This window comes from Blautia sp. An46, assembly GCF_002161645.1.
Classification (GTDB): domain Bacteria; phylum Bacillota; class Clostridia; order Lachnospirales; family Lachnospiraceae; genus Blautia; species Blautia ornithocaccae.
Genome location: NZ_NFIF01000015.1, coordinates 39,996 through 62,987, shown reverse-complemented (window position 1 = coordinate 62,987; position 22,992 = coordinate 39,996). Strand labels below are relative to the sequence as shown.

Annotated in this window: 22 protein-coding genes, 1 tRNA gene and 1 riboswitch; of the genes, 8 read left to right on the top strand and 15 right to left on the bottom strand. The window is 45.1% G+C overall.

Annotation, left to right across the window (positions count from 1 at the left end):
* Positions 1–15 precede the first annotated feature (15 nt).
* The 6 genes from B5G00_RS12705 to B5G00_RS12680 form a co-directional block, all read right to left on the bottom strand.
* The gene (locus B5G00_RS12705) at positions 16–450 is read right to left on the bottom strand and encodes a cupin domain-containing protein (protein WP_087273306.1); all 435 of its coding nucleotides are present in this window, start codon (positions 448–450) and stop codon (positions 16–18) included.
* Positions 451–527: 77 nt separating this feature from the next.
* The gene (locus tag B5G00_RS12700; RefSeq protein ID WP_087273304.1) at positions 528–1,772 is read right to left on the bottom strand and encodes an ethanolamine utilization protein EutH; all 1,245 of its coding nucleotides are present in this window, start codon (positions 1,770–1,772) and stop codon (positions 528–530) included.
* A gap of 92 nt (positions 1,773–1,864) precedes the next feature.
* Positions 1,865–2,407 (bottom strand): BMC domain-containing protein, encoded by a 543-nt coding sequence (locus tag B5G00_RS12695; RefSeq protein WP_087273302.1) that lies wholly within the window; start codon positions 2,405–2,407, stop codon positions 1,865–1,867.
* 3 nt (positions 2,408–2,410) lie between these two features.
* The gene (locus B5G00_RS12690) at positions 2,411–3,760 is read right to left on the bottom strand and encodes a 4Fe-4S dicluster domain-containing protein (RefSeq protein WP_087273300.1); all 1,350 of its coding nucleotides are present in this window, start codon (positions 3,758–3,760) and stop codon (positions 2,411–2,413) included.
* Positions 3,761–3,764: 4 nt separating this feature from the next.
* Entirely contained in the window at positions 3,765–4,058 is a 294-nt protein-coding gene (locus B5G00_RS12685; protein ID WP_087273298.1) for a EutN/CcmL family microcompartment protein, read from the bottom strand.
* Between the two features lie 3 nt (positions 4,059–4,061).
* Positions 4,062–4,862: a hypothetical protein gene (locus B5G00_RS12680; RefSeq protein ID WP_087273295.1), complete on the bottom strand. Its 801-nt coding sequence runs from the start codon at positions 4,860–4,862 to the stop codon at positions 4,062–4,064.
* 730 nt (positions 4,863–5,592) lie between these two features.
* Here B5G00_RS12680 and B5G00_RS12670 point away from each other — a divergent pair.
* The 4 genes from B5G00_RS12670 (at position 5,593) to B5G00_RS12655 (ending at position 7,492) form a co-directional block, all read left to right on the top strand.
* The gene (locus B5G00_RS12670; protein WP_087273291.1) at positions 5,593–6,081 is read left to right on the top strand and encodes an RNA polymerase sigma factor; all 489 of its coding nucleotides are present in this window, start codon (positions 5,593–5,595) and stop codon (positions 6,079–6,081) included.
* Positions 6,071–6,892 (top strand): anti-sigma-I factor RsgI family protein, encoded by an 822-nt coding sequence (locus tag B5G00_RS12665; RefSeq protein ID WP_087273289.1) that lies wholly within the window; start codon positions 6,071–6,073, stop codon positions 6,890–6,892. The genes B5G00_RS12670 and B5G00_RS12665 overlap by 11 nt, the downstream gene beginning before the upstream one ends.
* 221 nt (positions 6,893–7,113) lie before the next feature.
* Positions 7,114–7,187, top strand: a tRNA-Arg gene (locus B5G00_RS12660).
* 134 nt (positions 7,188–7,321) lie between these two features.
* Positions 7,322–7,492 carry a hypothetical protein gene (locus tag B5G00_RS12655; protein ID WP_242971352.1) on the top strand — a complete coding sequence of 57 codons (171 nt, stop codon included), beginning with the start codon at positions 7,322–7,324 and terminating at the stop codon, positions 7,490–7,492.
* A gap of 44 nt (positions 7,493–7,536) precedes the next feature.
* Here B5G00_RS12655 and B5G00_RS12650 read toward each other — a convergent pair whose 3' ends face one another.
* Together B5G00_RS12650 and B5G00_RS19520 are read right to left on the bottom strand one after the other, a co-directional pair.
* The gene (locus B5G00_RS12650) at positions 7,537–8,763 is read right to left on the bottom strand and encodes an ATP-binding protein (RefSeq protein WP_087273287.1); all 1,227 of its coding nucleotides are present in this window, start codon (positions 8,761–8,763) and stop codon (positions 7,537–7,539) included.
* A gap of 208 nt (positions 8,764–8,971) precedes the next feature.
* The gene (locus B5G00_RS19520) at positions 8,972–9,100 is read right to left on the bottom strand and encodes a hypothetical protein (RefSeq protein ID WP_275532374.1); all 129 of its coding nucleotides are present in this window, start codon (positions 9,098–9,100) and stop codon (positions 8,972–8,974) included.
* A 119-nt stretch (positions 9,101–9,219) separates the two neighbouring features.
* Here B5G00_RS19520 and B5G00_RS12640 point away from each other — a divergent pair, with 119 nt between their 5' ends.
* A complete protein-coding gene (locus B5G00_RS12640; RefSeq protein ID WP_087273285.1) occupies positions 9,220–10,266 on the top strand; it encodes a Fic family protein in 1,047 nt (348 codons plus the stop codon).
* A 27-nt stretch (positions 10,267–10,293) separates the two neighbouring features.
* Here the strand turns inward: B5G00_RS12640 and B5G00_RS12635 are convergent, their stop codons facing one another.
* Positions 10,294–10,527, bottom strand: a complete 234-nt coding sequence (locus B5G00_RS12635; RefSeq protein WP_087273283.1) for a hypothetical protein — start codon at positions 10,525–10,527, stop codon at positions 10,294–10,296.
* Positions 10,528–10,710: 183 nt separating this feature from the next.
* On the opposite strand from B5G00_RS12635, the gene B5G00_RS12630 reads away from it, so the two are divergent.
* Both B5G00_RS12630 and B5G00_RS12625 read left to right on the top strand, forming a co-directional pair.
* Entirely contained in the window at positions 10,711–12,393 is a 1,683-nt protein-coding gene (locus B5G00_RS12630; protein WP_087273281.1) for a phospho-sugar mutase, read from the top strand.
* 182 nt (positions 12,394–12,575) lie between these two features.
* A riboswitch (TPP riboswitch) is annotated at positions 12,576–12,681 on the top strand.
* Positions 12,682–12,721: 40 nt separating this feature from the next.
* Positions 12,722–13,387, top strand: coding sequence for an energy-coupled thiamine transporter ThiT (locus B5G00_RS12625; RefSeq protein WP_087273279.1), 666 nt, complete (start codon positions 12,722–12,724; stop codon positions 13,385–13,387).
* 202 nt (positions 13,388–13,589) lie between these two features.
* Here B5G00_RS12625 and B5G00_RS12620 read toward each other — a convergent pair whose 3' ends face one another.
* From B5G00_RS12620 to B5G00_RS12605, 4 genes are read right to left on the bottom strand one after another with little or no spacing between them, the layout of a single operon-like run.
* Positions 13,590–16,022, bottom strand: a complete 2,433-nt coding sequence (locus B5G00_RS12620) for a glycoside hydrolase family 31 protein (RefSeq protein WP_087273277.1) — start codon at positions 16,020–16,022, stop codon at positions 13,590–13,592.
* 30 nt (positions 16,023–16,052) lie between these two features.
* The gene (locus B5G00_RS12615) at positions 16,053–16,874 is read right to left on the bottom strand and encodes a carbohydrate ABC transporter permease (RefSeq protein WP_087273275.1); all 822 of its coding nucleotides are present in this window, start codon (positions 16,872–16,874) and stop codon (positions 16,053–16,055) included.
* A 12-nt stretch (positions 16,875–16,886) separates the two neighbouring features.
* Complete coding sequence (locus tag B5G00_RS12610; protein ID WP_087273273.1) at positions 16,887–17,765, bottom strand: carbohydrate ABC transporter permease; 879 nt, start codon at positions 17,763–17,765, stop codon at positions 16,887–16,889.
* Positions 17,766–17,777: 12 nt separating this feature from the next.
* On the bottom strand, positions 17,778–19,160 hold the full coding sequence (locus tag B5G00_RS12605; RefSeq protein WP_087273271.1) for an extracellular solute-binding protein: 1,383 nt from the start codon (positions 19,158–19,160) through the stop codon (positions 17,778–17,780).
* 168 nt (positions 19,161–19,328) lie between these two features.
* Between B5G00_RS12605 and B5G00_RS12600 the strand changes: the two genes are divergently transcribed.
* Positions 19,329–20,339, top strand: a complete 1,011-nt coding sequence (locus B5G00_RS12600) for a LacI family DNA-binding transcriptional regulator (protein WP_087273269.1) — start codon at positions 19,329–19,331, stop codon at positions 20,337–20,339.
* Here the strand turns inward: B5G00_RS12600 and hydF are convergent.
* Both hydF and hydG read right to left on the bottom strand, forming a co-directional pair.
* Entirely contained in the window at positions 20,334–21,551 is a 1,218-nt protein-coding gene (gene hydF, locus B5G00_RS12595) for a [FeFe] hydrogenase H-cluster maturation GTPase HydF (RefSeq protein ID WP_087273267.1), read from the bottom strand. The genes B5G00_RS12600 and hydF overlap by 6 nt on opposite strands.
* Positions 21,552–21,570: 19 nt before the next feature.
* Positions 21,571–22,989, bottom strand: coding sequence for a [FeFe] hydrogenase H-cluster radical SAM maturase HydG (gene hydG, locus B5G00_RS12590; protein WP_087273265.1), 1,419 nt, complete (start codon positions 22,987–22,989; stop codon positions 21,571–21,573).
* Between the last annotated feature and the right edge of the window lie 3 nt (positions 22,990–22,992).

Genomic DNA, 22,992 nt, shown 5'->3' with positions numbered 1-22,992 from the left:
CATTTACGGCATATTTTACTGCCAGTCTGCCGGATATACGAAATATGCATATCTTGCAGTGGAAGGCGTCTGGAAATGGATATGTGAGTTTTTAGGAATATAAATGATATCCCCCGGATTTGCTGTCAGCACCCTGCCGTCAATCTCAATTTCCAGAACTCCGTCAATGACCATGTCATACTCGTCATAGGTCAGTGTCCATTCAAAGCTGGTATGATCCAGTTCCATGATCCCGCAGCCCATCCTGGGAGCTTCCTCCAGAGTAACCACGTCTTTAAGACTTACGCCGTCCTGCTCAAATCTCTCGCATTTTACTGTATCTGTCTTGATCTTGATAATACCGCTGGGATCTTTTTCTTTTACAAAGTCTTCTTTTTCTGTATTCTGCGCTGCAGATTCTTCCAGGATCTTCTGTACGATCTGCCGCACTAATTCTTCGCTTACGTTCATTATCCCTCTCCCTTCTGGGTTCCAGTCTTTTTCCGGCCCGTATCCCCGGGCCGGAGCCTTTGGTTCAAAACTTCCGTCTATTCCTCGTCGTCTCCGCCCTGAGCTTTAATGGTAGACTGTACTTTGTCAAGGAGCTTCGGTGCCAGGACATTTGCAAGGATAAGCGCAGTAATACCTGCTACAAGTTTTCCTACGATAACCGGGAAGATCATGTCGGAGTTTACGCCGGCGGTAAATCCCAGGTGGTCGCCGAATACAAAGGCTGCACTTACAGCAAAGGCAACGTTGAGAAGTTTTCCTTTTGGATTCATGTCGCCCATAACGTTAAACATAGCAATATTGTTTGCCAGTGTGGCTACCAGACCTGCACATCCTGTCTCGTTCATGCCCAGTTTCTTTCCAAGGGCGTTCAGTGGTTTTCCGAATGTACGGGTGATCCACTCTACCATAGGGAATGCTCCGATCAAAACGATAGAAATCTGTCCGCAGGTAAGAAGTCCGGATTCCAGAGGAATGGTTCCCTCTGCGTCTGGCTCTACCATAAGGTTAAACAGCGGGAATTCAATGCCTGTCTGATATTCGAAAACAGCAATGGCAGTCAGTGCTGTGATCACAATGGTAACGCCTGTTCCAAACTTGTTAAATCCGCTGATCATCTTGCCGGGGATTATCCACAGACCGATAACGATCAGGGCTGCAATGATAATAACCGGAATCAGGTTTACAAGAATGGTGATGATATCAATCTTATACTGGGTCATGTTCATTACAAGACCGCCTACGATACAGCCAATAGGAATGGTGATCATACCTGCCAGGATACCGGCTCCCAGATAAGCTCTGTCTTTCTTTTTAATGATAGAAAGGGCAACTGGAATGGTGAATACCAGGGTCGGTCCCATCATGGTTCCCAGGATCAGTCCTGAAAAGTTTCCAATGGTATCATTAGAGGCAAGCTCCATAGCCAGGGGATATCCGCCCATGTCGCAGGCCAGAAGGGTAGTTGCAAACATGGAAGCATCTGCGCCGAACAGTCTGTAAATCGGCACAATGATTGGTTCCAGGATAACGGAGAGTACCGGCGCTGCAGCTACAACTCCTGCCATAGCCATGGCCAGAGGGCCCATCGCGTTGAAGCCTTCTTCAAATTTTTCTCCATATCCTTTTTTATTCCCCCGAATTTTGTCAATAGCTCCTACCAGCATAAAGATCATCATGATCAGGATGATTACAGAGTTAATAGAAATATTCTGAACCCATCCGCTTATGCTCTCAGTAAAAACGCCGACATTTGTAATATTATCTATTAGTTCTTGAAACATAGATCCTCCTCCTTTTTGTGATTTCATGTTTCTCTAGTGTACTGCTGCTGTCCTTTGAAAATGGTCTCTTTGAAATTTTCTTTTCATCTGCCTTATAAAAGAGACTGAAATACCTGAGGCGCCGGTCTTGGGATAACTGTGCTTTCCACATAGAGCTCTTTATCCCTCTTTGCGGCTTCTACTGCGGCTCTTACTGCACCTACGTCTCCTGTAAGTGTAACAAAGCCTTTTCCGCCTACTGCATAGCCCATCCGGACTTCGATCAAAGTGATATTGGCCGCTTTTGCTGCCTCATCCGCTGCCAGGATAGCGGAGGCCATGGAATAGAATTCCACAACTCCCACTGCCTGGGGATTTTCTACTGTTACTGTACCGGAAAGTGCCGGAATAAGCTGTTCATGGACATTGGAAATCCGCAGGGAGTCCACCACAAATTCTCCTCCCTGTGCCAGTCCCGCCTCCATAGAGGCCTTTACGTCTCCTGTATCTCCTCCTACAATGACCACATACTTTCCCGGGCATACAGTGGAGGCCCGAAGGAGCTCCACCTGAGCGGCCTTTACCATGTAATCGCTGACTTCGATTCCTCTGGCAATACTGGACAGTTCTATCATTCCGATTGCTTTGCTGCTCATAGCTTATACCTCCTCCCTGCAGATTTTAATGCCTTCCTGGGTGACTTCTGTCACCACTCCGGCCATACCAGTGTGAATGTTAAGGGAAAGCCCCTCTGCGGCTTTGGCAGCCAGTTCTCCCTTTTCCACATGCTGTCCCGGATGTACCACGGGAACTGCCGGCTTTCCGATATGCTGACGTAGAGGAAGGTAACATGTATTTACATCCAGTTCTTGAAAAACCGGCAGTTTCTGAGACACATAGGGGGCAAGTCCCAGCCGGGCGATCAGCCTTTTTGTAGGAATCTTCTTGTGCTCAATTCCAGCTCTGGCCTGGGGAGCCATATTTCTCTCAGATCTTACTTCCCATTTGTTCAAAATACCTTTTGCATATTCATTCATTTTTCTCGGTGACAATCCCATTGGACAGGCGAACATTTCGCAGACACCGCAGGAACAGCAGTTTACTGCGCTTCCAAAGGCTTTTTCCGCTTCCTCAGAAGAATTTATGAGGTTTTCTCTCCAGAGATTTCTCATGACCATATTAGGTCTTACCTCATGGCCGATAAGGAAACGGGGGCACATATCGGTGCACATCCTGCACTGGATACAGGCAGATTTTGCAATATGGATCATCTGAGGCACGGTTTTCTCACTGCGCCTTACCAGATAATGGTCCTTTGGAAGGACCAGAAGATTTCCTGTAGTCTTTGTTACCACAGCACTCTGGATTTCTTCCTGGGTCCGGAGCATTTTTCCCATCATAGGGCCTCCCAGGATCACTGCATAATCCCGGGGGATGATTTCCGCTTCTTTCAATATATCTGTGATCAATGTTCCCAGAGGCACATGAAACATCTTTGTCTCTTTTACCGCCCCTGTTACAGAAAGAAATTTCTCACAGACCGGGGTTCTCTCCAGCGCATCTGCTATAGACAGCACAGTCCCTACATTATCTACTACACAGCCTACGTCCAGAGGCAGTCCCTTCTCAGGAATGCTCCTGCCTGTTACATTCCAGACCAGGACCTGCTCGTCTCCTGCCGGGTAGAATGCCTCTGACTGAAAGATTTCTACCGATGCATTCAGCTTTTCTATGGCCTGGGACAGGGCCTGGATCTCTCTTTTGTATTCTCCCTTCAGGGCAATGACGCCGTGAGCCGCTCCCAGATGGGAAGCGATTTTTGCTGTGGTCTCCACGATTCTCTCCGGATAGGTCCTGCACAGATACTTATCCGTTTCGATCAGCGGCTCGCACTCTGCCCCGTTTACTATGAAATATTCTGCTTTAGCCTTCAGCTTTACATGGGTGGGAAATCCAGCCCCGCCGGCTCCGGCTACTCCTGCAGATTGGATCAATTCTAAAAATTCCATGGCATCACCGCTTTCCTTCTACCAGATCTTCTTCGATTTCCTGATCGTCTACAATCCCCACCACGGTAGCGTCTACGGGAATATCCATGCCTCCGGCAGCCCCTCTGGCGGAGCTGCCTCCTACATAGATTACCTTTTCTCCCACTCCTGCGCCGATAATATCCGCCGCTACAATGGGATACTCTATGGGAGAGTCATCCAGCAGATTTAAAGGCTGGAGTACCAGAAGCTTCAGGCCCGCCAGTTTTTCTTCCTTTCTGGTGGCCCAGATATTTCCGATCACTCTTGCTGTCTTCATCCTCTACTCTCCCTTCTTTTCCGGGCAGGTGTCCCGTCTTACTGAAATACCGTATTTGGAAGCATATTCCCTTGCCAGATCCGTGAAGATCGTCTTTTCTCCCACCAGGATTCTGGATATTTTTTTCTCCTTTATAGCGGCCATATCCCGCTCTGTAATGACTTTTTTAGTTAAGATCATTTCTTCTTCCTGGCAGGGTGCTGTATTGTCCTGTTTTTTTTGTGCCGGGCACTCCCTGTCCCCTTTTTCGGCTCCAGCTTCTGTCTCTGTGCCTGTGAGAAGGGCTGCCATGCGGCTGTGAGGAGTCAGGATTACTCCGCTTTTTTCCAGAAGTTCCAGGTTTTCCGCCAGCCTGTCAAAATAGGCCTTGGGAGCCGTATCTTTATAAGCAAAGAGTTCTACCCCTTCTCTGGCTACCAGGATTTTCTTTCCCAGCAAAAGGGCTTCTCCGAAGATTCTGGTAAAGTCACTGTCAAAGATTCCCGCCGCCAGTTTTCCCAGAGCTTCGTTTGACAGGGTATATACTACAATAGCTTCATAATCCCCGGCCTTACAGGTACCCTGAGCAAGAAGGGCGCACTCTGTTTTATACTCTTTTGCCAGTATCTGGTTTTCCAGAGTTTCATGGCAGATTTCGCCGTGCTTCTCCGTAAGGATCAGTATTTTAGGCTTTCCAGAACCCTGGCACTGCTCCGATGCCTCATCGGAGGACCCCAGGTCTTTTCCCTGGCCGGCTTCTTCCAGAGCACTGACTTTTTCCAGGACTCTTGCGCATATTGCACTGATCAAAGCCTCTGTATCCATCTCTCTCCTCCTGATAGGACGGGAAGGCAATATATTTCCTTCCTTTTGCTGTCTCTGGTCTGCCTTAGCCTTATAACAGCAAAAAAGCGCTTGATTAACCAACTATGCTTCGCTGGAGCATAGTCAGAAAACAAGCACTTCATCGTCCTTAGATTATAATCCATTCGTATCCACTACATCGCACATACGCCTAAATTAAATTTATTATAACATTTTGACTATTTTTTGTCAACTTTGTCTAAATATTTTCATATTCCTCCAGACAGTTTTATCTAATTTTCCTGATGAGAATATTTTTTAGATTTTATATCTTTTTTCAATATTTTGAATGAAATTCCCTTTCTCAATCGTATAAATAGTGAAACCAGAAAATAAAATTTTTCAGATCAGGGGTGTTGTTATGAGAAAATTTGTCAAAAAAATAGTTATTGGAACGGCTGCTGCATTATTGGTAACTACTGGAGTATTTGCTTCCGGCTGGGAGAATGCTGCAGAAAGCCAGGCATCGCCACAGCCTCAGGCATGCAGCTGGTGTCAGGAAAAATCACACTGTTATGAAGATATAGACAAGAATGGCATCTGCGATTATTATAGTTCTCACAGGAACTGCACACATTCTTGCCGGAAAAACAGCGGTTTCTCTCATCACTGCTTTACACACTAACGTCCGGAACAATTGGGGGATTTACGGGCGGAAAGCAGGAATAAATAAGAAGGGCGTGAAAAAGAAATGCGAAGTGAGGAAGAGGCTTCCAGGGCCATAGACCTATACGGAGATACTGTAAAAAGGATCTGCATGCTTCATTTGAAAAATTATTCTGACACCGAAGATATTTTTCAGACGGTGTTTTTAAAGTATGTCCTTCATGCTCCTGTTTTTGACAGTTCCGAGCATGAAAGGGCCTGGATCATACGGGTAACCATCAATGCCTGCAAAGATCTTCTGAAAAGTTTTTTCAGAAGCAGGACCCTTCCTCTGGATTCTATTATAGAAAAGCCAGGCGAACCTGACTCAGATTACAGTGATGTCCTGGAAGCCGTCTTGTCTCTTCCCCCAAAATATAAGGATGTTGTTTATCTCTATTATTACGAAGAATATTCCGCTGCAGAGATCAGCAGGATTCTTCACAAAAATGTAAATACTGTGTATACCCTTCTAAACCGTGGAAGACAGGCTCTCAAAACCAAATTGGAGGAGGTGGATGAACATGGAAAATAAGGAAAAATTAAAAGCTGCTTTTGATCAGGTTCATGCCGGGGATGCTTTGAAATCCAATACGAAAAATTACCTTTTTGAGCATGTATATAAGAAAGGCCATGTTCCCAGAACTTTCCTCCGGAGATTTGCAGTCTCAGCAGCCTGCTCTCTCCTTGTTTTCCTGGCCGGAGGCTCCTATCTGTTCTTCACGCCTACTGCTTTTATCAGCGTAGATGTAAACCCCTCTCTGGAACTTGGAATTAATCGCTTTGATCGGGTGGTCTCGGTCACCGGATATAACGAAGACGGCCAGAATCTGGCGGATAATCTGAGCCTTAAGTATCTGAATTATGCAGAAGCCCTGAAAAACCTTCTGGCAGATGAAGAGATGGAAGTCTATCTGGCCGATAATGCAGATGTGGTACTGACTGTAGCCGGAGACAATGAATCCCAAAGCAGCGAAATCCTGCAGAATGTAGAGTCCTCTATGTCCGAACATGAAAATGTATACTGCCATTCCAGCAATACAGAAGAACTCCACCACGCCCACGACGCTGGTCTCTCTTTTGGAAAATATCAGTCCTGGGAAATCCTTCAGGACCTGGATGCCGGCATCTCCCTGGAAGAAATCCAGGATATGACTATGACTGAAATCCGGGATTTAATCTGGAAATACTCTCAGGAAAAATTCCAGGAAAATCCTATGTCTGGTGATTCCGAAAACATGGAGGATTCCCAGGAGTGCCCCCTTGATGGTTCACAAGATTCCTCTGATGAAGAGAATTCCCTAAAGCATCTCCATGGACATCATGGGCAGTCCGAAGATGAATAGGGATGCATCCAGAATGAAAAACAGGCTATCCCCTTCTGCAGATCAAAAATAAATGCTTGCCAAAAAACACAAGTTATAGTATCATAGAAAGGCAGGAAATCTGCAGATGTCGCTATAGCTCGGCTGGATAGAGGACCGCCTCCTAAGGTGGCAGCCCGTTCAAGTCCAAAACTGAATAATTTGGTTGTAGCGGTTGCATAAAACCGTTATAATATAGACAAGTTCCTGTAGCTCAGTAGGATAGAGCGATTGCCTCCTAAGCAATAGGCCGCTGGTTCGACTCCAGTCAGGAACGTATAAACGCCATGAATCCAAGGATTTGTGGCGTTTTCTCTTTTAGAAATTCATGCATGGATATAAAATGCATAAATATAAATTCCTGCTAATTGGACTTGAACTGCTTTACCAACTTCTGCTAATAAAATCAGTGTGCTTGCTAGGCAGGCCAACAACTATATCAACAACGTGGAGAAATTCTTTGATGAAGGCAATCCAAATCCTACCGCCTTAAACGAATTTATCGCAGAGGCAAAGAAGCTGGATTCCAAAGCGATGTCCTACAACTTCGGTATTATGAAAGAACTGAATAGTAAAAAATAGAAGTGGTCAGTCACACATAAGGGAGGCTGACCACTTTCTATTATCTATATAAGATTACAAGGAATAAAGCAGTTTTTCTGATCAATCGGTATTACTTCTTCGCACATGCAGACAATACCGCCGCTGCCACGTTCTAAGGTTGTCTTGTCGAGTACCTCGTATTTTTTGATTTCTCTGCGATCAGGATTTGCAGATTTTTTGATTTCCAGCGGATGAACCAATCCATTTTCTTCTACAATCACATCAATTTCTTTTGCATTAGAATCACGGTAGTATGTCAGGTTTGCTTTATCTGCTGAGTAAGAAAAACTTTTAAAAAGCTCGATCACAACATAGTTTTCAAAATAGTGACCGTTTGCGGCACCATTCATCAGGGTATCTCTGGTAAGCCACATGGACAGATAGGCACACAGTCCGGTATCACAGAAATACAGTTTGGGTGTTTTTGTTAATCGCTTCAATTCATTATTGGCAAAGGGCGGCAGAAGATAGACAATACCTAATCCCTGCAAGATCCGCAGCCATTCTTTGGCTGTGGGCTGGGAAATTTCGGCTGCCTCCGCCAAAGTTTTATAATTTACCTGCTCGGTTGTCAAGGCAGCACAGGCAGTAAGAAATTTTCGGAAACGCACAGAATCGGTAATACCGCCTTCTTCCGCCACATCCCGCATCAGGTATGTTTCAATATAAGAATTGAAATATTCCTGTCTCTGCTCGGCATCGGCCCGTAGCGCGTCAGGCATCCCGCCGCGCCAGATATGCTCGAACACATCTACAATATCATTCTTTTTTGCCGTTTTCTGCCGCTCCAAAAGACACGGCAGAGAGAAATCCAGTTTGTTTGTAAAAACTTCTCCGTCTACTTCATTTTTGGAAAAGCTGTATAGCTCCAGAATCCCGATTCTTCCGGCCAGTGTATCGCGGATATTTTTCATCATCTTATACTGCTGGGAGCCGGTCAGCCAGAATAAACCTCTTTCTTCGGTTTCATCGCACATAATTTTAATCTGTTCAAACAGCTCCGGGGCTTTCTGTATTTCATCAATGATGATTGGAGGCTTGTAAGTCTGAAAGAACAATACGGGATCTGTTTGGGCCAGGGTTCTTGCCATTGTATTATCCATAGAAATGTAAGTGCGGTTTTGTCCCTCGGCCAAATGTTTCAGCATGGTAGTTTTACCAACCTGCCGCGCACCTGTTACAAGCACTGCTTTGAAAAAGGAACTCATACGCAAAAATTTCCGTTCCAATGCTCGCTCAATATATGGCATAACATGACCTCCTTATTTTTAGGAAAATATAAAGTTTACTTTATTTTATCCTAAAAACATATCCTTGTCAACTACTGCAAAGCACATTGAAACCGCGTTTTGCTCCCTAATGTAACCAATATAATATATGATTGGTTACATCCGTATAATAGCTATACCCTGTTTTTTAGGTTGCCCGTGCGAAAAAATATTTATTCAAAACAATAAGTTATTTTCCCGTGCTGCCAAAAGCTCCCGCGCCGCGTTGTCCGCCCAGGTCATTCACGAAATCTGCAATCAGCACAGGCATGATGATAAAGCCGCTGCCTGCTGCCATGGCAATGCAGATCAGAAGCACGCCTCGGCGACAACACCGACTCCTGAACCGGGGGACAGCCTTTGGGCTGTTTTACATATTGAAATCTCCGTCATTTTAGGGTAAAATGACGGAGATAAATTGGAAATGAGGTAGATACCATGCGGTTATTTGATTATAAAAAAGAACCGGAAAAACTTTTGACACCGGAGATCGTGCAGATGGTTTCCAGTATCCATGAACACAAAGGGAAGCAGGCGTTATTTCTGGAAGCCAATATTGACGAACTGAAACGCCTTCTGGAAGTTGCATTGATTCAAAGTACGGGAGCTTCCAACCGTATCGAAGGCATCTATACAACGGATAAGCGACTGGAGGAACTGGTAAGCCAGAAGGTGGAACCCCGAAACCGTTCTGAGCAGGAAATTGCAGGTTATCGTGAAGTGCTTGCTGCCATTCACGAAAGTTATAAATACATTGTTCCCCGCTCCAATCTGATTTTGCAGCTGCATCGGGATTTGTATTCTTACTCTCAGAAAGCTGCTGGCGGAAGTTATAAAAACGCTGATAATGTCATTGCTGAAACAGATGCAGAAGGACATCAAAAGGCACGGTTTATTCCGGTTCCGGCATTTCAGACCGCAGAAGCAATGGAGGAACTTTGCAGAGAATTTTGGGAGGCCTGGGAAGCTGACCATATTGATAAACTTCTTCTGATTCCCATGTTTATTTTGGATTTTCTCTGTATCCATCCCTTTAATGACGGGAATGGACGCATGAGCCGCCTACTGACTCTTCTGCTGTTCTATAAAGCCGGATATATTGTCGGGAAGTACATCAGTATGGAAATGCTGATTGAAAAAACCAAAGATACTTATTATGAAGCGTTGCAGGCTGGCTCAGCTGGCTGGCATGAAAATGAGAACAGCTACGAACCTTTTGTAAAATATTATCTTGGCATTACACTGAAAGCATACAATGAATTTGAAAGCCGTGTGGAGCATTTGAAAAACCGCACACTTTCCAAGCCGGAGCGAATCCGAGCTATAATTGACCAAAAGGTTGGAAAAATCACGAAAAAGGAAATCCTTGATGCCTGCCCTGACATCAGCAAAACGACGGTAGAACGTACTCTGACGGAGTTGGTAAAGAGTGGTTACATCGCCAAAGTAGGTTCGGGACCGGCTACCGGTTATGTCAGAATCTAAGCAATAGAAACATCTACTTTCCACTTGTTAAGAGCGGCCTGGATCCGACTGGCACTCAGGCCACTGCTCCAACAGGTATCCTGATTCTGCCTGATGATTCCGGAATCCTTCAGTCGTTTTTGGATGACCCGTATAACGATTTTTCCTATACCCTGCAGCCTCATCAAAATCGATAAAAGCGCGGATCTTGGCAGACTCCAGGATCTCGCCTGTTTTCTCGTCCTGCCCTTGCCTGAAACTTCCTGCTCCAGTAAACGACAACTTTCTCCTCGATCATCCTCTGATTGCCGTCTTCATCTTTTATTTTTTTCTTTATAAGCTGTAAAAACGCTGTAAAAACCTTCAGGGAATGATTGCCGTTCGCCTTTAAACATGGTATATTAGTAATATGTATTGTGATGATTTCACAAAAAAACTATAAAGAATATGGTAGGAGTGGTAAAAATGTATCAGGAAGAGTATAAGCGTTGGTTAAACGCAGATCTGGAGGATGCGGATTTAAACCCGGAATTATCCCGGATCGAAGGAAACGATGATGAAATTAAAGAGCGTTTTGCAGTAGCCCTGAAATTCGGTACAGCCGGACTTCGCGGTGTATTGGGAGCAGGAACAAACCGCATGAATATTTATGTAGTCCGCCAGGCTACTCAGGGCCTTGCCAACTGGGTAAAAACTCAGGGCGGCACACAGACTGTTGCTATCAGCTACGACAGCCGTCTGAAAAGTGATGTGTTTGCCAAGAATGCTGCTGGAGTTCTGGCAGCAAATGGAATCAAGGTAAGGATTTATGATGCCTTAATGCCTGTACCGGCCCTTTCCTTTGCAACACGTTACTACAACTGCAACGCAGGTGTCATGGTAACAGCATCTCATAACCCTGCAAAATACAATGGATATAAAGCCTACGGTCCCGATGGCTGCCAGATGACTGATGACGCCGCCGCTATTGTATATGAAGAAATCCAGAAGACAGACGTACTTACCGGAGCAAAATATATGTCCTTTGCTCAGGGCGTTGAAGAAGGTCTCATCCGTTTTGTAGGGGATGACTGCAAGAAGGCCCTGTATGAAGCTATCGAATCCAGACAGGTTCGTCCAGGTCTGTGCAAAACAGCCGGCCTGAAATTAGTATACAGCCCTCTGAATGGTTCAGGTCTTGTACCGGTAACTCAGGTATTAAAGGACATTGGAATCACTGATATCACCATTGTTCCTGATCAGGAATATCCAAACGGCTATTTCACCACATGCAGCTATCCGAACCCGGAAATCTTTGAGGCTCTGGAGCAGGGACTGAATCTGGCAAAAGAAACCGGAGCCGACCTGATGCTTGCCACTGACCCGGATGCAGACCGTGTAGGCATTGCCATGAAATGCCCGGATGGTTCCTATGAACTGGTAAGCGGAAATGAAGTAGGCGTACTCCTTCTGGACTACATCTGTGCAGGTCGTATCGAGAAGGGCACTATGCCTGAAAAAGCTGTAGCTGTAAAATCTATTGTATCCACTCCTCTGGCAGATGCTGTAGCTGAGCACTACGGAGTAGAATTAAGAAGTGTTCTCACCGGCTTTAAATGGATCGGCGATCAGATCGCACAGTTAGAGGCTGCTGGAGAAGTTGACCGTTTCATCTTCGGTTTCGAAGAGAGCTACGGCTATCTGGCAGGTCCCTATGTTCGTGATAAAGACGCTGTTATCGGCTCTATGCTGATCTGCGAAATGGCTGCCTACTACAGAAGCATCGGAAGCTCTCTGAAACAGAGAATGGAAGAAATCTATGCTCAGTACGGACGTTACCTTAACAAGATTGACAGTTTTGAATTCCCAGGATTAAGCGGCATGGATAAGATGGCCGGAATCATGGAAGACCTGAGAAAGAATCCTCCTGCTGAAATCGCAGGATACAAGGTTACAAGCGTAACCGACTACACAAAGCCGGAAGAAACCGGACTTCCTTCCGCCAATGTTCTCATCTATAAACTGGAGAACAAAGAAACGGTTATCGTTCGTCCTTCAGGAACAGAGCCAAAAATCAAAGTATACTATACAACTCTTGGCAAAGACCTGGCAGAGGCTCAGGCAGAGAAAGACAAGCTTTCCGAAGCTATGAAACCCATCATGGCATAAAAACAGATAAAACTATAATGCTTTCAAACAATAGGCAGCACAACCTATAAACTGTCTGCTGTCATGAATAATAGGCGGTTCGCAGAGCGGACCGTCTGTTTTTAAGACCTTTCCGGTCCGATTTCCCCTCTTGACATTTTTCCCTGATATGTATAATATAAAGTCCGGTTAAACTACATAAGATTGATAACAAGGGGAGCTTGTGTTACAGGCTGAGAGGAAGTTGTAAGCTTCGACCCATAACCTGATTTGGATAATGCCAACGTAGGGATGCGTTATTTTACTACAGCCCTTTTGTTTTCAGTCTTGGAAACAGGAGGGATTTTTTATGTTTCAATTTCTTGTTAATGCAGAAGGAGGACTGACTACCGCCGGATATGTACTCTGCATTGCCGCAGGGATTCTTCTTTTCGTGGCAGCCCTTGTCTTTGCAGGCAGGATTTCAGAGAAGAAAAAGATGGGAACCAGACAGCTTGTTTTCTGTGCCATGGCCATGGCGCTGGCTTTTATTACCTCTTATCTGAAGCTGTTCAATATGCCCTGGGGCGGAAGCGTGACTTTATGCAGTATGCTTTTCATTGTTCTTATAGCAAACTGGTATGGTCCAAAGACTGGTATTCTGGTAGGACTGGCCTACGGTATCCTGCAGTTTATCCAGGAACCCTATGTACTTTCTTTGTTTCAGGTATGCTGCGACTATATCCTGGCCTTTGCCGCTCTTGGCGTAGCAGGATTCTTTGCAAAGAGTAAACATGGTCTATTGAAAGGCTACATAGCTGCCGTCATCGCCAGAGGCGCTTTCCACGCCCTGGGCGGTTATCTCTACTGGATGGACTACATGCCAGACAATTTTCCAAAGGCGCTTACCAGTGTATATCCTATTGTCTACAACTACAGCTATTTAGTTGCAGAAGGAATTATAACTGTGATCATCATTTCCATCCCTGCAGTATCTAAGGCCCTGAATCGGGTAAAACAGACTGCACTGCAGTAAAAACAAAAAATTCTGCCCTTTTTGCAGACAGGGAGCTGTCGCATTAATCAAAATCGAGAATATTTATACATTTTATTGCTCAGTCTGTGCCGCTTTGAGCCTATAGTCTCAAAGCTATGCTCGACAAATTCGCATAAAATGTATAAATATTCCTGACATATGACTAATGCGACAGCCCCCTGTTCTCTTTTTATATTTTTTTCTACGCTGTTATAATCTCTGTCAGCACCCCAAGCAGCTCTGAATCCAGTTCCATGGCCTGAAGCTGGGATAAAAGTATGGTTTTATCTTCTGCATCTCTTACCATCTGATAGATTACGTCCTTCAGGACGAATTCAATCTCTGCTTGGTTCAGGAAATCAAAGGCGTAAGCCGCTATATCATTTTCTTTTTCTTTAATATTTCTCAGAAGAATCCGGATTTCCTGTGCAGAATCTAATTCTCCCAGGTCACAGCTCAGACTGGCTTTTTCTCTGTCGTAAGCGATTTCTCCCAGTCTCCTTTCTCCTGCTGCCAAAATCCTTACTGTTGTTTCCGGGAAGCTTTCTCTGGAAAGCTCTGCTGCTGCTTCTGTCTGGCAGGGCACTACCTCATGGAAGATTACCTTCCAGTTTCTCTTCTGAGGCAGAAGCTCCTGGCTGCCCTGAGGGCTTTCGATTATCAGCTCTGCTGCATTCTCTCTGCTGTCCCAGGAAAAAGTCATAGGAGTCTTTACAAATTTCCCTTTTTTGTAATCTTCTGTTTCGCTGTCGTCTTCATAGAGTACAAAACTTCCGTCTGCGCCGGGATAAACATGAAGACACATTTTTTCCGGATTTTTCTGGATACTGTCCACCTCTTCTGTCATAGGAATAATAGCCCCTGCTTTTGCCAGCACAGGGAAGGAAGACAGTCCCCGATACATGTTCATCATTCTTCCACCCCGGTATTTCATTCCGGTAAACACATCGTACCAGGTTCCCTTGGGCAGCCAGGCCCTTACTTTTCCTACGTTCAGGCGGTCAATCTGAGGCGCTGTAATAGGCGCACACAGAAGCTGGTTTCCGAAGAAATACTGATTCGGCACTTCATAGGCTTCCCATTCTTCCGGATAGTCGTAGTACATAGGAAGAACCAGAGGAAGACCTTCCTCATAAGCCCGGTAGTTCATAGTGTAAAGATAAGGTACCATCCGGTGTCTCAGCTGCAGGAAACCTTTCATCATATCTGCAATGTCCTTCCGGTATCTCCAGGGTTCCTTGGCATTAAACTCACTGTTGCTGGAGTGAAGACGCATAACAGGAGAGAATACTCCGAACTGGAGCCACCGTCCTGCCATCTCATCATTTTTGATTCCCATCATATGGCCGCCGATGTCATGGCTCCACATGCCGTATCCAATATTGGAGGCTGTAGCTGTAAAGTAAGGCTGGAAAGCAAGAGATGCCCAGGTCACAATGGTATCTCCGGAAAATCCTATGGGATAGCGGTGGCTTCCCGGTCCTGCGTATCTGGAAAAAGTCATAGGGCGTTTTCCCTCTCGCCCACTGTCCAGATAATGGTAATGGTTCAGCACCCAAAGAGGGTCCAGTCCTTCTACCTTGCTGAGGCCTCCGGACTGCCAGTCAAGCCACCAGAAATCCACACCTTGTTTTTCCATAGGGTGGAAAATATGTTTAAAGCATGCTTCCAGGAAATTGGGATCTGCCGGGTCAAAGTTTATGGGCTGCTCTTTTTCCCAATCTACTCCCATTTCTTCTGCCACTGCCCTGTACTGCTCTTCGTGAGCCCGAACACCGTCTGCGGGGTGGACATTTAATGTCACTCTCATATTCCGGTTATGGAGCCACTGAAGGAACTCCTCCGGGTCTGGAAACAGATCTCTATTCCAGGTGTATCCTGTCCACCCGCTTCCGTACTTTGGATCAATGTCTACCAGATGCCAGTCCATATCAATAACCGCCACAGAAAAAGGAATTTTCTCCTTTTCAAATCGGTTCATCAATTCTTTATAGGATTCCTCTGTATATTTATAATACCTGCTCCACCAGTTTCCCATGGCATATCTGGGAATCATAGGGCTTTTTCCGCAGAGATAATAGAAATCTTTCAGAGCCCTTTTATATTCATGTCCATAGCCCCAGAAATAAAGATCCTCTTCCTGATGGCTCCTTGGTTCTATCCAGCCATCCTCGCGAAGAAGGAGAGACTTACTGTCATCCAGCAGGGAAAATCCATTTTTTCCGATAATCCCTCTTTCCAGAGGGATTTCTCCGTCTGCCTCGTCCAGTGTTCTGGCTGTCCCCTTCAGGTCCTGAAAGTCCTGTCCATAATGCCAGATACTTCCATAGGCGCTGAAATTTCCCACAGCCTGGATAGATAAACCATTGGGCGAAAATTTCTTTTTGTCATAGATCAGATGAAGCATAGAAGTAAAGATTTCCAGCTGCTCTTCTGTCTCTTTATAAGTAAAGTCTACTTTAGGGAAATCCCGGTTCCACACGCTCTGGGTAGCCCGGTCCTCAAAAATACCCTCTTCACTGTATTCCAGCCTGACAAGGCCTTCTGTAAGCATAGTAATCCTGTATTTTTCTCCCTGAAGGATGTTCTCCGGGTCTGCTTTTGGATTTGTCTGGATTTTCCAGTTTTTATTCATTGTTTCTCCTCCTGTTTTCATTCATATATGTCAGCCCTTTACAGCTCCTGAAGCCACACCTGCCACAAAGCGTTTCTGGAAGATTACATAAACAATGATGACCGGAAGGATTGAGATAGTCGTAGCTGCAAACAATCCGCCGTAATCTGTGGAATATCTTCCGTTAAACAATGTCAGCCCCACTGCCAGAAGCTGTTTGTTTTCACTGTCAATCATCAGGTAGGGCCACAGGTAATCTTCCCATACCCACAAGAACTGGAAAATGGCAATAGCCGAAATTCCATTCTTACACAAGGGCAGAATCAATTTATGGAAAGTCTGAAACTCGTTGGATCCATCCATCCTGGCTGCTTCGATAAGCTCATCAGGAATCGTTTCCATGTTTTGCTTCATCATAAAGATGCCGAAACCGCTGACCATTACCGGCAGGATCAGGGACAGATAAGAATCCTGAAGTCCTGCTTTCATAAACATGGTGTATCTGGGGATAATGGTTACAGACCAGGGAATCATCATCGTCATCATCACAAACCCGAAAATTAGGTTTTTCCCTTTAAACTGGTATTTTCCAAGGACATAACCACAGATGCAGCTTGTATATACTACAAGTACTGTAACGATTACTGCAATCATAATACTGTTAGTAAAGTATCCCAGGAAATTAAAGTTCTCCTGAAGATTCAAATAGTTATCAAAACTAGGCTCCTTGGGAAGGATGGTCTGGTCCAGGGCTTCAATCTCGCCGTTGGTCTTAAAGGATGAAAATACCATCCAGATAAAAGGAAGCACTGTGACTACGCCTGCCAGGCAAAGCACGATAAATAATATGGTTTTTAATACTTTATGTTTCATATCCGGCCCCTCCTAATTCTTCTCACCTGTGACCTTAAAAGAGATCGCAGTAAATATTGCCGTCAGTACCAAAATAAACAGGGATATTGCAGAAGCATATCCGAAATTATACTGTTTAAAGGCCTGGTCATATACCAGGTAAGAACTTAAATAGGTAGAGGTTCCAGGTCCGCCCTTTGTCATAACCAGTACAGGAACATATGCCTGAAGGTAGGAAATGATAGAAGTTACCACTACGAAAAGCATGGTAGGTTTTAGCAGAGGCAGGGTAATATAGCGGAAAGTCTGCCATGCATTGGCGCCGTCAATACTGGCTGATTCGTAGCAGTCCGCCGGCAGAGACAGCAGTCCTGACAAGAACAGGATGACCGCATATCCGAAATCCTTCCAGATGGTCATGATCATCAGAGAAGGCAGGGCAAACTTACTGTCATATAACCAGTTTATATCCAGCCCAAAGATTTTGTCAATCAGTCCAAACTGAGGGTTGTACATGATCATCCACACATATGCCACAGCTACCAGAGGGGTTACTGTAGGCATATAAAACACCGTCCGGAAAAAGGTTTTATGCTTTGTCATCTTAGAATTCAGAGCATAGGCAATAGCCAGTCCCAGAACCACACGGAAAAAAACAACGACTACGCAGAACACTACGGTATTGATCATGGACTGCCAGAAAGTCGGATAGGAAAACATTCTTATATAGTTATCCACTCCCAGCCAGTTATAGGTCTGATTCAACGGATTCCACTGATGGAAGCTTCCTGCCACTACCATGATGACAGGAATCACCAAAAATATTGTCATATACAGGATAAGAAATCCCATAACCAGGTTTCTCATCCATACTTCACTTTTACTCTGCAGAGGCCTTCTTTTCCAGAACATCTCTTCCCCCTCCTATTCTTGGTAATATTCGTATAGATTCTCACTGGCTGTAAAATCTGCATTGGCCAGGTCTACGTTAATGATATCGTTGGCGTTTTTCAGAGCCTTGTCCATACTTTTTCCGTTATAGAGAATATCTTCTCCTGCAATCTTCATATTTGTCTCCAGTGTGGAAGGCATGGCCCCCGGCCATATATATCGGTCAATATGAGGACCTACGGTCTTTACAATAGGCGTATCCTTCAATTCCGGGTCCTCCATAAGAGCAGATTTTGCAGGAATCAATCCTCCTTCTCTGCACATGGTTACCTGAACCTCATCATTAGCAAAATAGAATCTCATAAAATCCTGAGCCACTTCCATCTGCTCCTCAGAAGCGTTCTTATTGATGGCCGGCGTAGCCTCACCGTTATAACGGTAATAAGCATAAGGCGTATCTTCAGAAGGTATAGGGATTTCAAAGTTTCCGTATTCCAGATCCGGATAATTAATCTTAAGGTTATTTACAAAGTGGCCCCATACAAAAGTCATAGCGCTCTGTCCCTGATAGAAGCTCTGTTCACAGTTGGTGCCAAAGTCCTTATCTCCCACATGATATTTTTCATACAGGTCAATAAGCAGAGTCACTGCTTCTTTCATACCGTCGCCGTCTACCTGCGCTTCTGTGCCATCTGCGCTGAAAAGGTTTGCTCCAAACTGGTAATTCAGCCCTAAAGCAATCGCGTTAAAATATTGATTATAGTTAAATCCGGCCCGGATCATTTTTCCATTTTCATCAAACTTAGTGAGTTTCTGGGCCACCTCTATAAATTCATCCCAGGTAGTGGGAATATCCTCCTCTGTTAGCCCCTCTTCTTCCCAGATTTCCTTGTTGTAGTACACCATTCCGGTAGAGAGTCCGTAATCCGCGTAATAGATATTGCCGTCTTTTACATGGGAAGCCGCAGAAGGATAATCCGCGATCAGCTCTTCTGTATCAATATCAAAAGGCGCCATATAGTTGAGAATCAGGTTCTCGTAGCTGTTATGTACATTAAATAAAGTGGGGCCTTCCTCTCCCTTTTGAAGAGAAAGAGGCAGCTTTGTGAAGAATCCGTCCCATGGATTGTTGATAATGTTAATAGTAACATTTGGATGGATTTCTTCATACATATCCGCAATCCCCCGGAACATGTCCTCTGAAGCCCAAACCCACCAGTCAATAGATATGGGCTCACCGTCATTGACCAGATGATTGGAGTCATATTTTACATTGTCCCCCATAACCTCCAATCCTTTGTCTGCCTGGGTATCCACAGTCCCCTGCCGGGTTTCCCCCTGGCTCTCTTCTCCCTGACAGGCCCCAAGGGAAAAGATCATTACCCCTGCCAGAAACAGTGCAATTAGCTTTTTCATTTCATACCTCCGAATATAATTTCTTTATCCGTTTTCCGTTACCGCTAACGTTTGATTGAATTATATATCCTCCCTTTATTTCTGTCAATATTTTTTCAGTTTTCTTGCAAAATCAATTTTTTTCCTTTATAATAACGTTAACGATAACAGTATTCGGAGTGAAGATTTATGGTAACACTAAAAGATATTGCAGAAAAGGCCGGGGTCAGCAGTATGACCGTGTCCCGGGCCTTAAATGGAAAGTCAAAAGATATTTCTCAGAAAACGGCAGAAAAGATAAAAAAAATAGCAGAGGAAATGGGATATATTCCCAATTCCTCTGCCAAAGCCCTGGCTTCACATTCTTCAAAACTCATTGCTGCCATGCTCATTGACTATGATGGTGACCCAAATCCTCTGGTAGACCCTTACAACAGCGCCTTCTTTGGAGAGCTGGCCAGAGAAATCCAAAAAAATGGCTATGATCTCATGCTCCACTATATCAAGGATTATTCTGAGGTAAATTATTGCCTAAAATCCTGGAAGGTAGCCGGAGCGGTATTCATTGGTTCTTTCGATGATAATATCCGCCAGATTCAGGAGGATAATCATATCCCTCTGGTCTTTACAGACAGCTACAGTACCGTAAGAAGGATTACCAATGTCGGTATTGATGATTTCCACGGAGGAGAGCTGGCTGCCAGATACCTGCTGTCTAAAGGCCACAGAAATCTGGCCTTTATCGGACCTGAAGCCATTGGAAACGGCGTTATCATGCACCGGCTCCAGGGATTCTGCAGCTATCTGCGGGAAGCCGGCATCCAGCTTCCGTCAGAACATATTATCAATCTGACCGGTCAGAATATAGAGGATATCCTGAAAATGCTGAAAAAAGCTCCTCATCCCGTAACTGGCATTTTTACCACAGCAGATAACTGCGCCTTTGAAATCTATGGGACAGCTTACCGTCTGGGATACCGGATTCCTGAAGATTTTTCCGTCATAGGTTTTGATGATAACTCCATGAGCCGCCGTGCAATCCCTCCCCTGACTACTATCCGACAGGATATCTGTCAGAAAGCCCAGCTTGCCTGTCAAATGCTCATGAAAAAAATCGAAGATGCAAAATCTCCTGCCGAAAATATCATCCTGGATGTAGATCTGATAGAAAGAGAATCTGTCCTGGACCTTTCTCTATGAGAAAGGTTCCAGGCTCCTCTCCAATATCCCATTCATATAGGCGATAATAATCCCATAATTAGTCATAGGTACGCCCTGGTCCTCTGCACAGCTCAGCCGGTACTTCATTTCCCGCTCATTGAGCATGCATCCGCCGCAGTGGACAATGAGACTGTACTCTCCCAGCTCATCGGGAAATTCTGTTCCTGATGTAAAAGAAAATTCCAGATTTTTTTCCGTATATTTTCTTATCCAGGCCGGAAGTTTCTCAGTACCGATATCTCCGCACTGCCGGTGATGGGTACAGCCTTCGCTGATCAGCACCTTATCCCCGTCTTTCAGCTTTTCCAGAGTCCTTGCCCCTTCTACTACAGTTTCCAGATTCCCTTTATATCTGGCAAAGAGAATGGAAAAAGAAGTCAGAAGGAGTTCTTTCGGAGTATCTTTGGAAACTCTTCCAAATACCTGGCTGTCGGTGATTACCAGCCTTGGCTTCTTTCCTAAACTCTCCAGAGTCTCCTTTAACCGGTCTTCTTTTACGACCACAGATACAGCATCTGCGTCCAGAATATCCCGGATAGTCTGCTGCTGTGGAAGGATCAGCCTTCCTTTTGGTGCAGCTTTATCAATGGGCACTACCAGCACCACAAAATCTCCGGGAGACAGCAGATCTCCCACAATTTTCTTCTGGTTTTCCTCTGTACTGGCCAGAACTGCCAGCCGCTCCTTTAATTCCTGGACGCCCGTTCCCTCCTGAGCGCTGACCCAGAGGTAGTCTTTTCCCTCCTGGTACCCTTCCGGCAGACCGGAAAGGGTCTGACAGACCTCTTCCTCTGTAAGCAGGTCCCTCTTATTCAGTACCAGGATGCTTGGAATATTTTTCTTGCGGATCCTTTCCAGCAGAGCCTGATCCTCCCCGCTCATACCAGCCTTTCCATCAATGACCAGAACTGCTGCGTCTGTCTTGTTCAACACCTGATAACTTTTCTTTACCCGAAGACCGCCTAATTCTCCCTCGTCGTCGATTCCCGGAGTATCCATCATTACTACAGGTCCCAGGGGAAGCAGTTCCATAGCTTTGTAAACCGGGTCTGTTGTCGTTCCCTTTACATCTGATACTACTGCCAGCTCCTGTCCTGTTACCTTATTCATAACACTGGATTTTCCTGCGTTTCTCTTCCCAAAAAATCCAATATGTACCCGCTCAGAGGCAGGCGTCTGATTCATTCCCATGTAAAGCCTCCTGTCTGTGTCAGAACCGGAAATCTCTGTTTCCTTTCTCAATTTCAATAAGCCGTTCCTGTACAATCTCTCTGGTACGTTCCCTTGGGATTTCTTTTATCTGCTCCTGGATCAGTTTCAGGCCTTTTTCTACTGTATCAGGGGAAGCATAATCCATAAGATATTCCTTTAAGGTCATAAGGGCGTTAGGCAGGCAGCAGTTCTGGATCTGTCCGGATTTGCACAGAGACATGAACCTGTCTCCTGTCCTTCCCTCCCGGTAGCAGGCTGTGCAGAAGCTGGGCACATATCCCATTCCCATCAGCCAGTTCACCACTTCATCCAGGGTACGGTTGTCGCTAACCTCAAACTGTTCTGAAGATTCTTCCTCTGGCTCTGGTTCTGCATAGCCTCCTACGCTGGTCCTGGAACCGCCGGAAATCTGTGAAATTCCCAGATGAAGGACTCTTTCCCTGCATTTCTGATTCTCTCTGGTAGAGATGATCATACCTGTATAAGGCACTGCAATTCGGATACAGGCCACGATTTTCGCAAAAGTGTCATCGTCAATACCATTGTCAAAAGCATCCGGGTCAATATCATCTGCTTTTCTGACTCTGGGCACGCTGATAGTATGGGGTCCTACTCCATATACCGCCTCCAGATGCTCTGCATGCATCAGCAGGCCGGCAAACTCATAGCGGTACATTTCAAGACCAAAGAGAACACCGCAGCCCACATCGTCAATTCCGCCTTCCATGGCACGGTCCATAGCCTCTGTATGATAATTATAGTCATGTTTTGGTCCTGTGGGATGGAGTTTCAGATAACTTTCCTTATGGTAGGTCTCCTGAAACAGAATGTAAGTTCCGATTCCTGCTTCTTTCAGCTTTCTGTAGTTTTCCACAGTAGTAGCGGCAATATTTACGTTTACCCTGCGGATAGCGCCGTTTTTATGTTTGATACTGTAGATAGTCTTAATGCTCTCCAGCACATATTCAATAGGACAGTTCACCGGATCTTCTCCTGTTTCCAGCGCCAGTCTCTTATGCCCCATATCCTGAAGAGCGATAACCTCCTGACGGATTTCCTCCTGGGTCAGTTTCTTTCTGGGAATATGCTTATTCTTGGCATGATATGGACAGTATACGCAGCCGTTTACACAGTAATTGGACAGATATAAAGGAGCAAAAAGCACGATGCGGTTTCCATAGAAATCCTTCTTGATCTGCTCTGCCAGGGCATATATTTCCTGGTTTTTATCTTCCAGGTCACAATCCAGAAGCACCGCTGCTTCTCTGTGGCTTAGCCCTTTTCTCAGTTTTGCTTTTTCCAGAATCTGGTCGATCAGCTCCCTGTTATGTTTATTTTCCTCTGCATAGACAAGGGTTTCCATAATCTCCTCATGGTTAATAAAATCATCTGCACATTTTGATTTTGGATCATACATAAT

Bases quoted from the DNA above. Each gene is read 5' to 3' on its own strand.
- B5G00_RS12640 (WP_087273285.1), top strand. From the start codon at position 9,220: ATGCGGTTATTTGATTATAAAAAAGAACCGGAAAAACTTTTGACACCG.
- B5G00_RS12650 (WP_087273287.1), bottom strand. From the start codon at position 8,763: ATGCCATATATTGAGCGAGCATTGGAACGGAAATTTTTGCGTATGAGT.
- B5G00_RS12685 (WP_087273298.1), bottom strand. From the start codon at position 4,058: ATGAAGACAGCAAGAGTGATCGGAAATATCTGGGCCACCAGAAAGGAA.
- B5G00_RS12695 (WP_087273302.1), bottom strand. From the start codon at position 2,407: ATGAGCAGCAAAGCAATCGGAATGATAGAACTGTCCAGTATTGCCAGA.
- B5G00_RS12630 (WP_087273281.1), top strand. From the start codon at position 10,711: ATGTATCAGGAAGAGTATAAGCGTTGGTTAAACGCAGATCTGGAGGAT.
- B5G00_RS12600 (WP_087273269.1), top strand. From the start codon at position 19,329: ATGGTAACACTAAAAGATATTGCAGAAAAGGCCGGGGTCAGCAGTATG.
- B5G00_RS12705 (WP_087273306.1), bottom strand. From the start codon at position 450: ATGAACGTAAGCGAAGAATTAGTGCGGCAGATCGTACAGAAGATCCTG.
- B5G00_RS12615 (WP_087273275.1), bottom strand. From the start codon at position 16,874: ATGAAACATAAAGTATTAAAAACCATATTATTTATCGTGCTTTGCCTG.
- B5G00_RS12605 (WP_087273271.1), bottom strand. From the start codon at position 19,160: ATGAAAAAGCTAATTGCACTGTTTCTGGCAGGGGTAATGATCTTTTCC.
- B5G00_RS12680 (WP_087273295.1), bottom strand. From the start codon at position 4,862: ATGGATACAGAGGCTTTGATCAGTGCAATATGCGCAAGAGTCCTGGAA.
- B5G00_RS12625 (WP_087273279.1), top strand. From the start codon at position 12,722: ATGTTTCAATTTCTTGTTAATGCAGAAGGAGGACTGACTACCGCCGGA.
- B5G00_RS12670 (WP_087273291.1), top strand. From the start codon at position 5,593: ATGCGAAGTGAGGAAGAGGCTTCCAGGGCCATAGACCTATACGGAGAT.
- B5G00_RS12610 (WP_087273273.1), bottom strand. From the start codon at position 17,765: ATGTTCTGGAAAAGAAGGCCTCTGCAGAGTAAAAGTGAAGTATGGATG.
- B5G00_RS12700 (WP_087273304.1), bottom strand. From the start codon at position 1,772: ATGTTTCAAGAACTAATAGATAATATTACAAATGTCGGCGTTTTTACT.
- hydG (WP_087273265.1), bottom strand. From the start codon at position 22,989: ATGTATGATCCAAAATCAAAATGTGCAGATGATTTTATTAACCATGAG.
- hydF (WP_087273267.1), bottom strand. From the start codon at position 21,551: ATGGGAATGAATCAGACGCCTGCCTCTGAGCGGGTACATATTGGATTT.
- B5G00_RS12690 (WP_087273300.1), bottom strand. From the start codon at position 3,760: ATGGAATTTTTAGAATTGATCCAATCTGCAGGAGTAGCCGGAGCCGGC.
- B5G00_RS12620 (WP_087273277.1), bottom strand. From the start codon at position 16,022: ATGAATAAAAACTGGAAAATCCAGACAAATCCAAAAGCAGACCCGGAG.
- B5G00_RS12665 (WP_087273289.1), top strand. From the start codon at position 6,071: ATGGAAAATAAGGAAAAATTAAAAGCTGCTTTTGATCAGGTTCATGCC.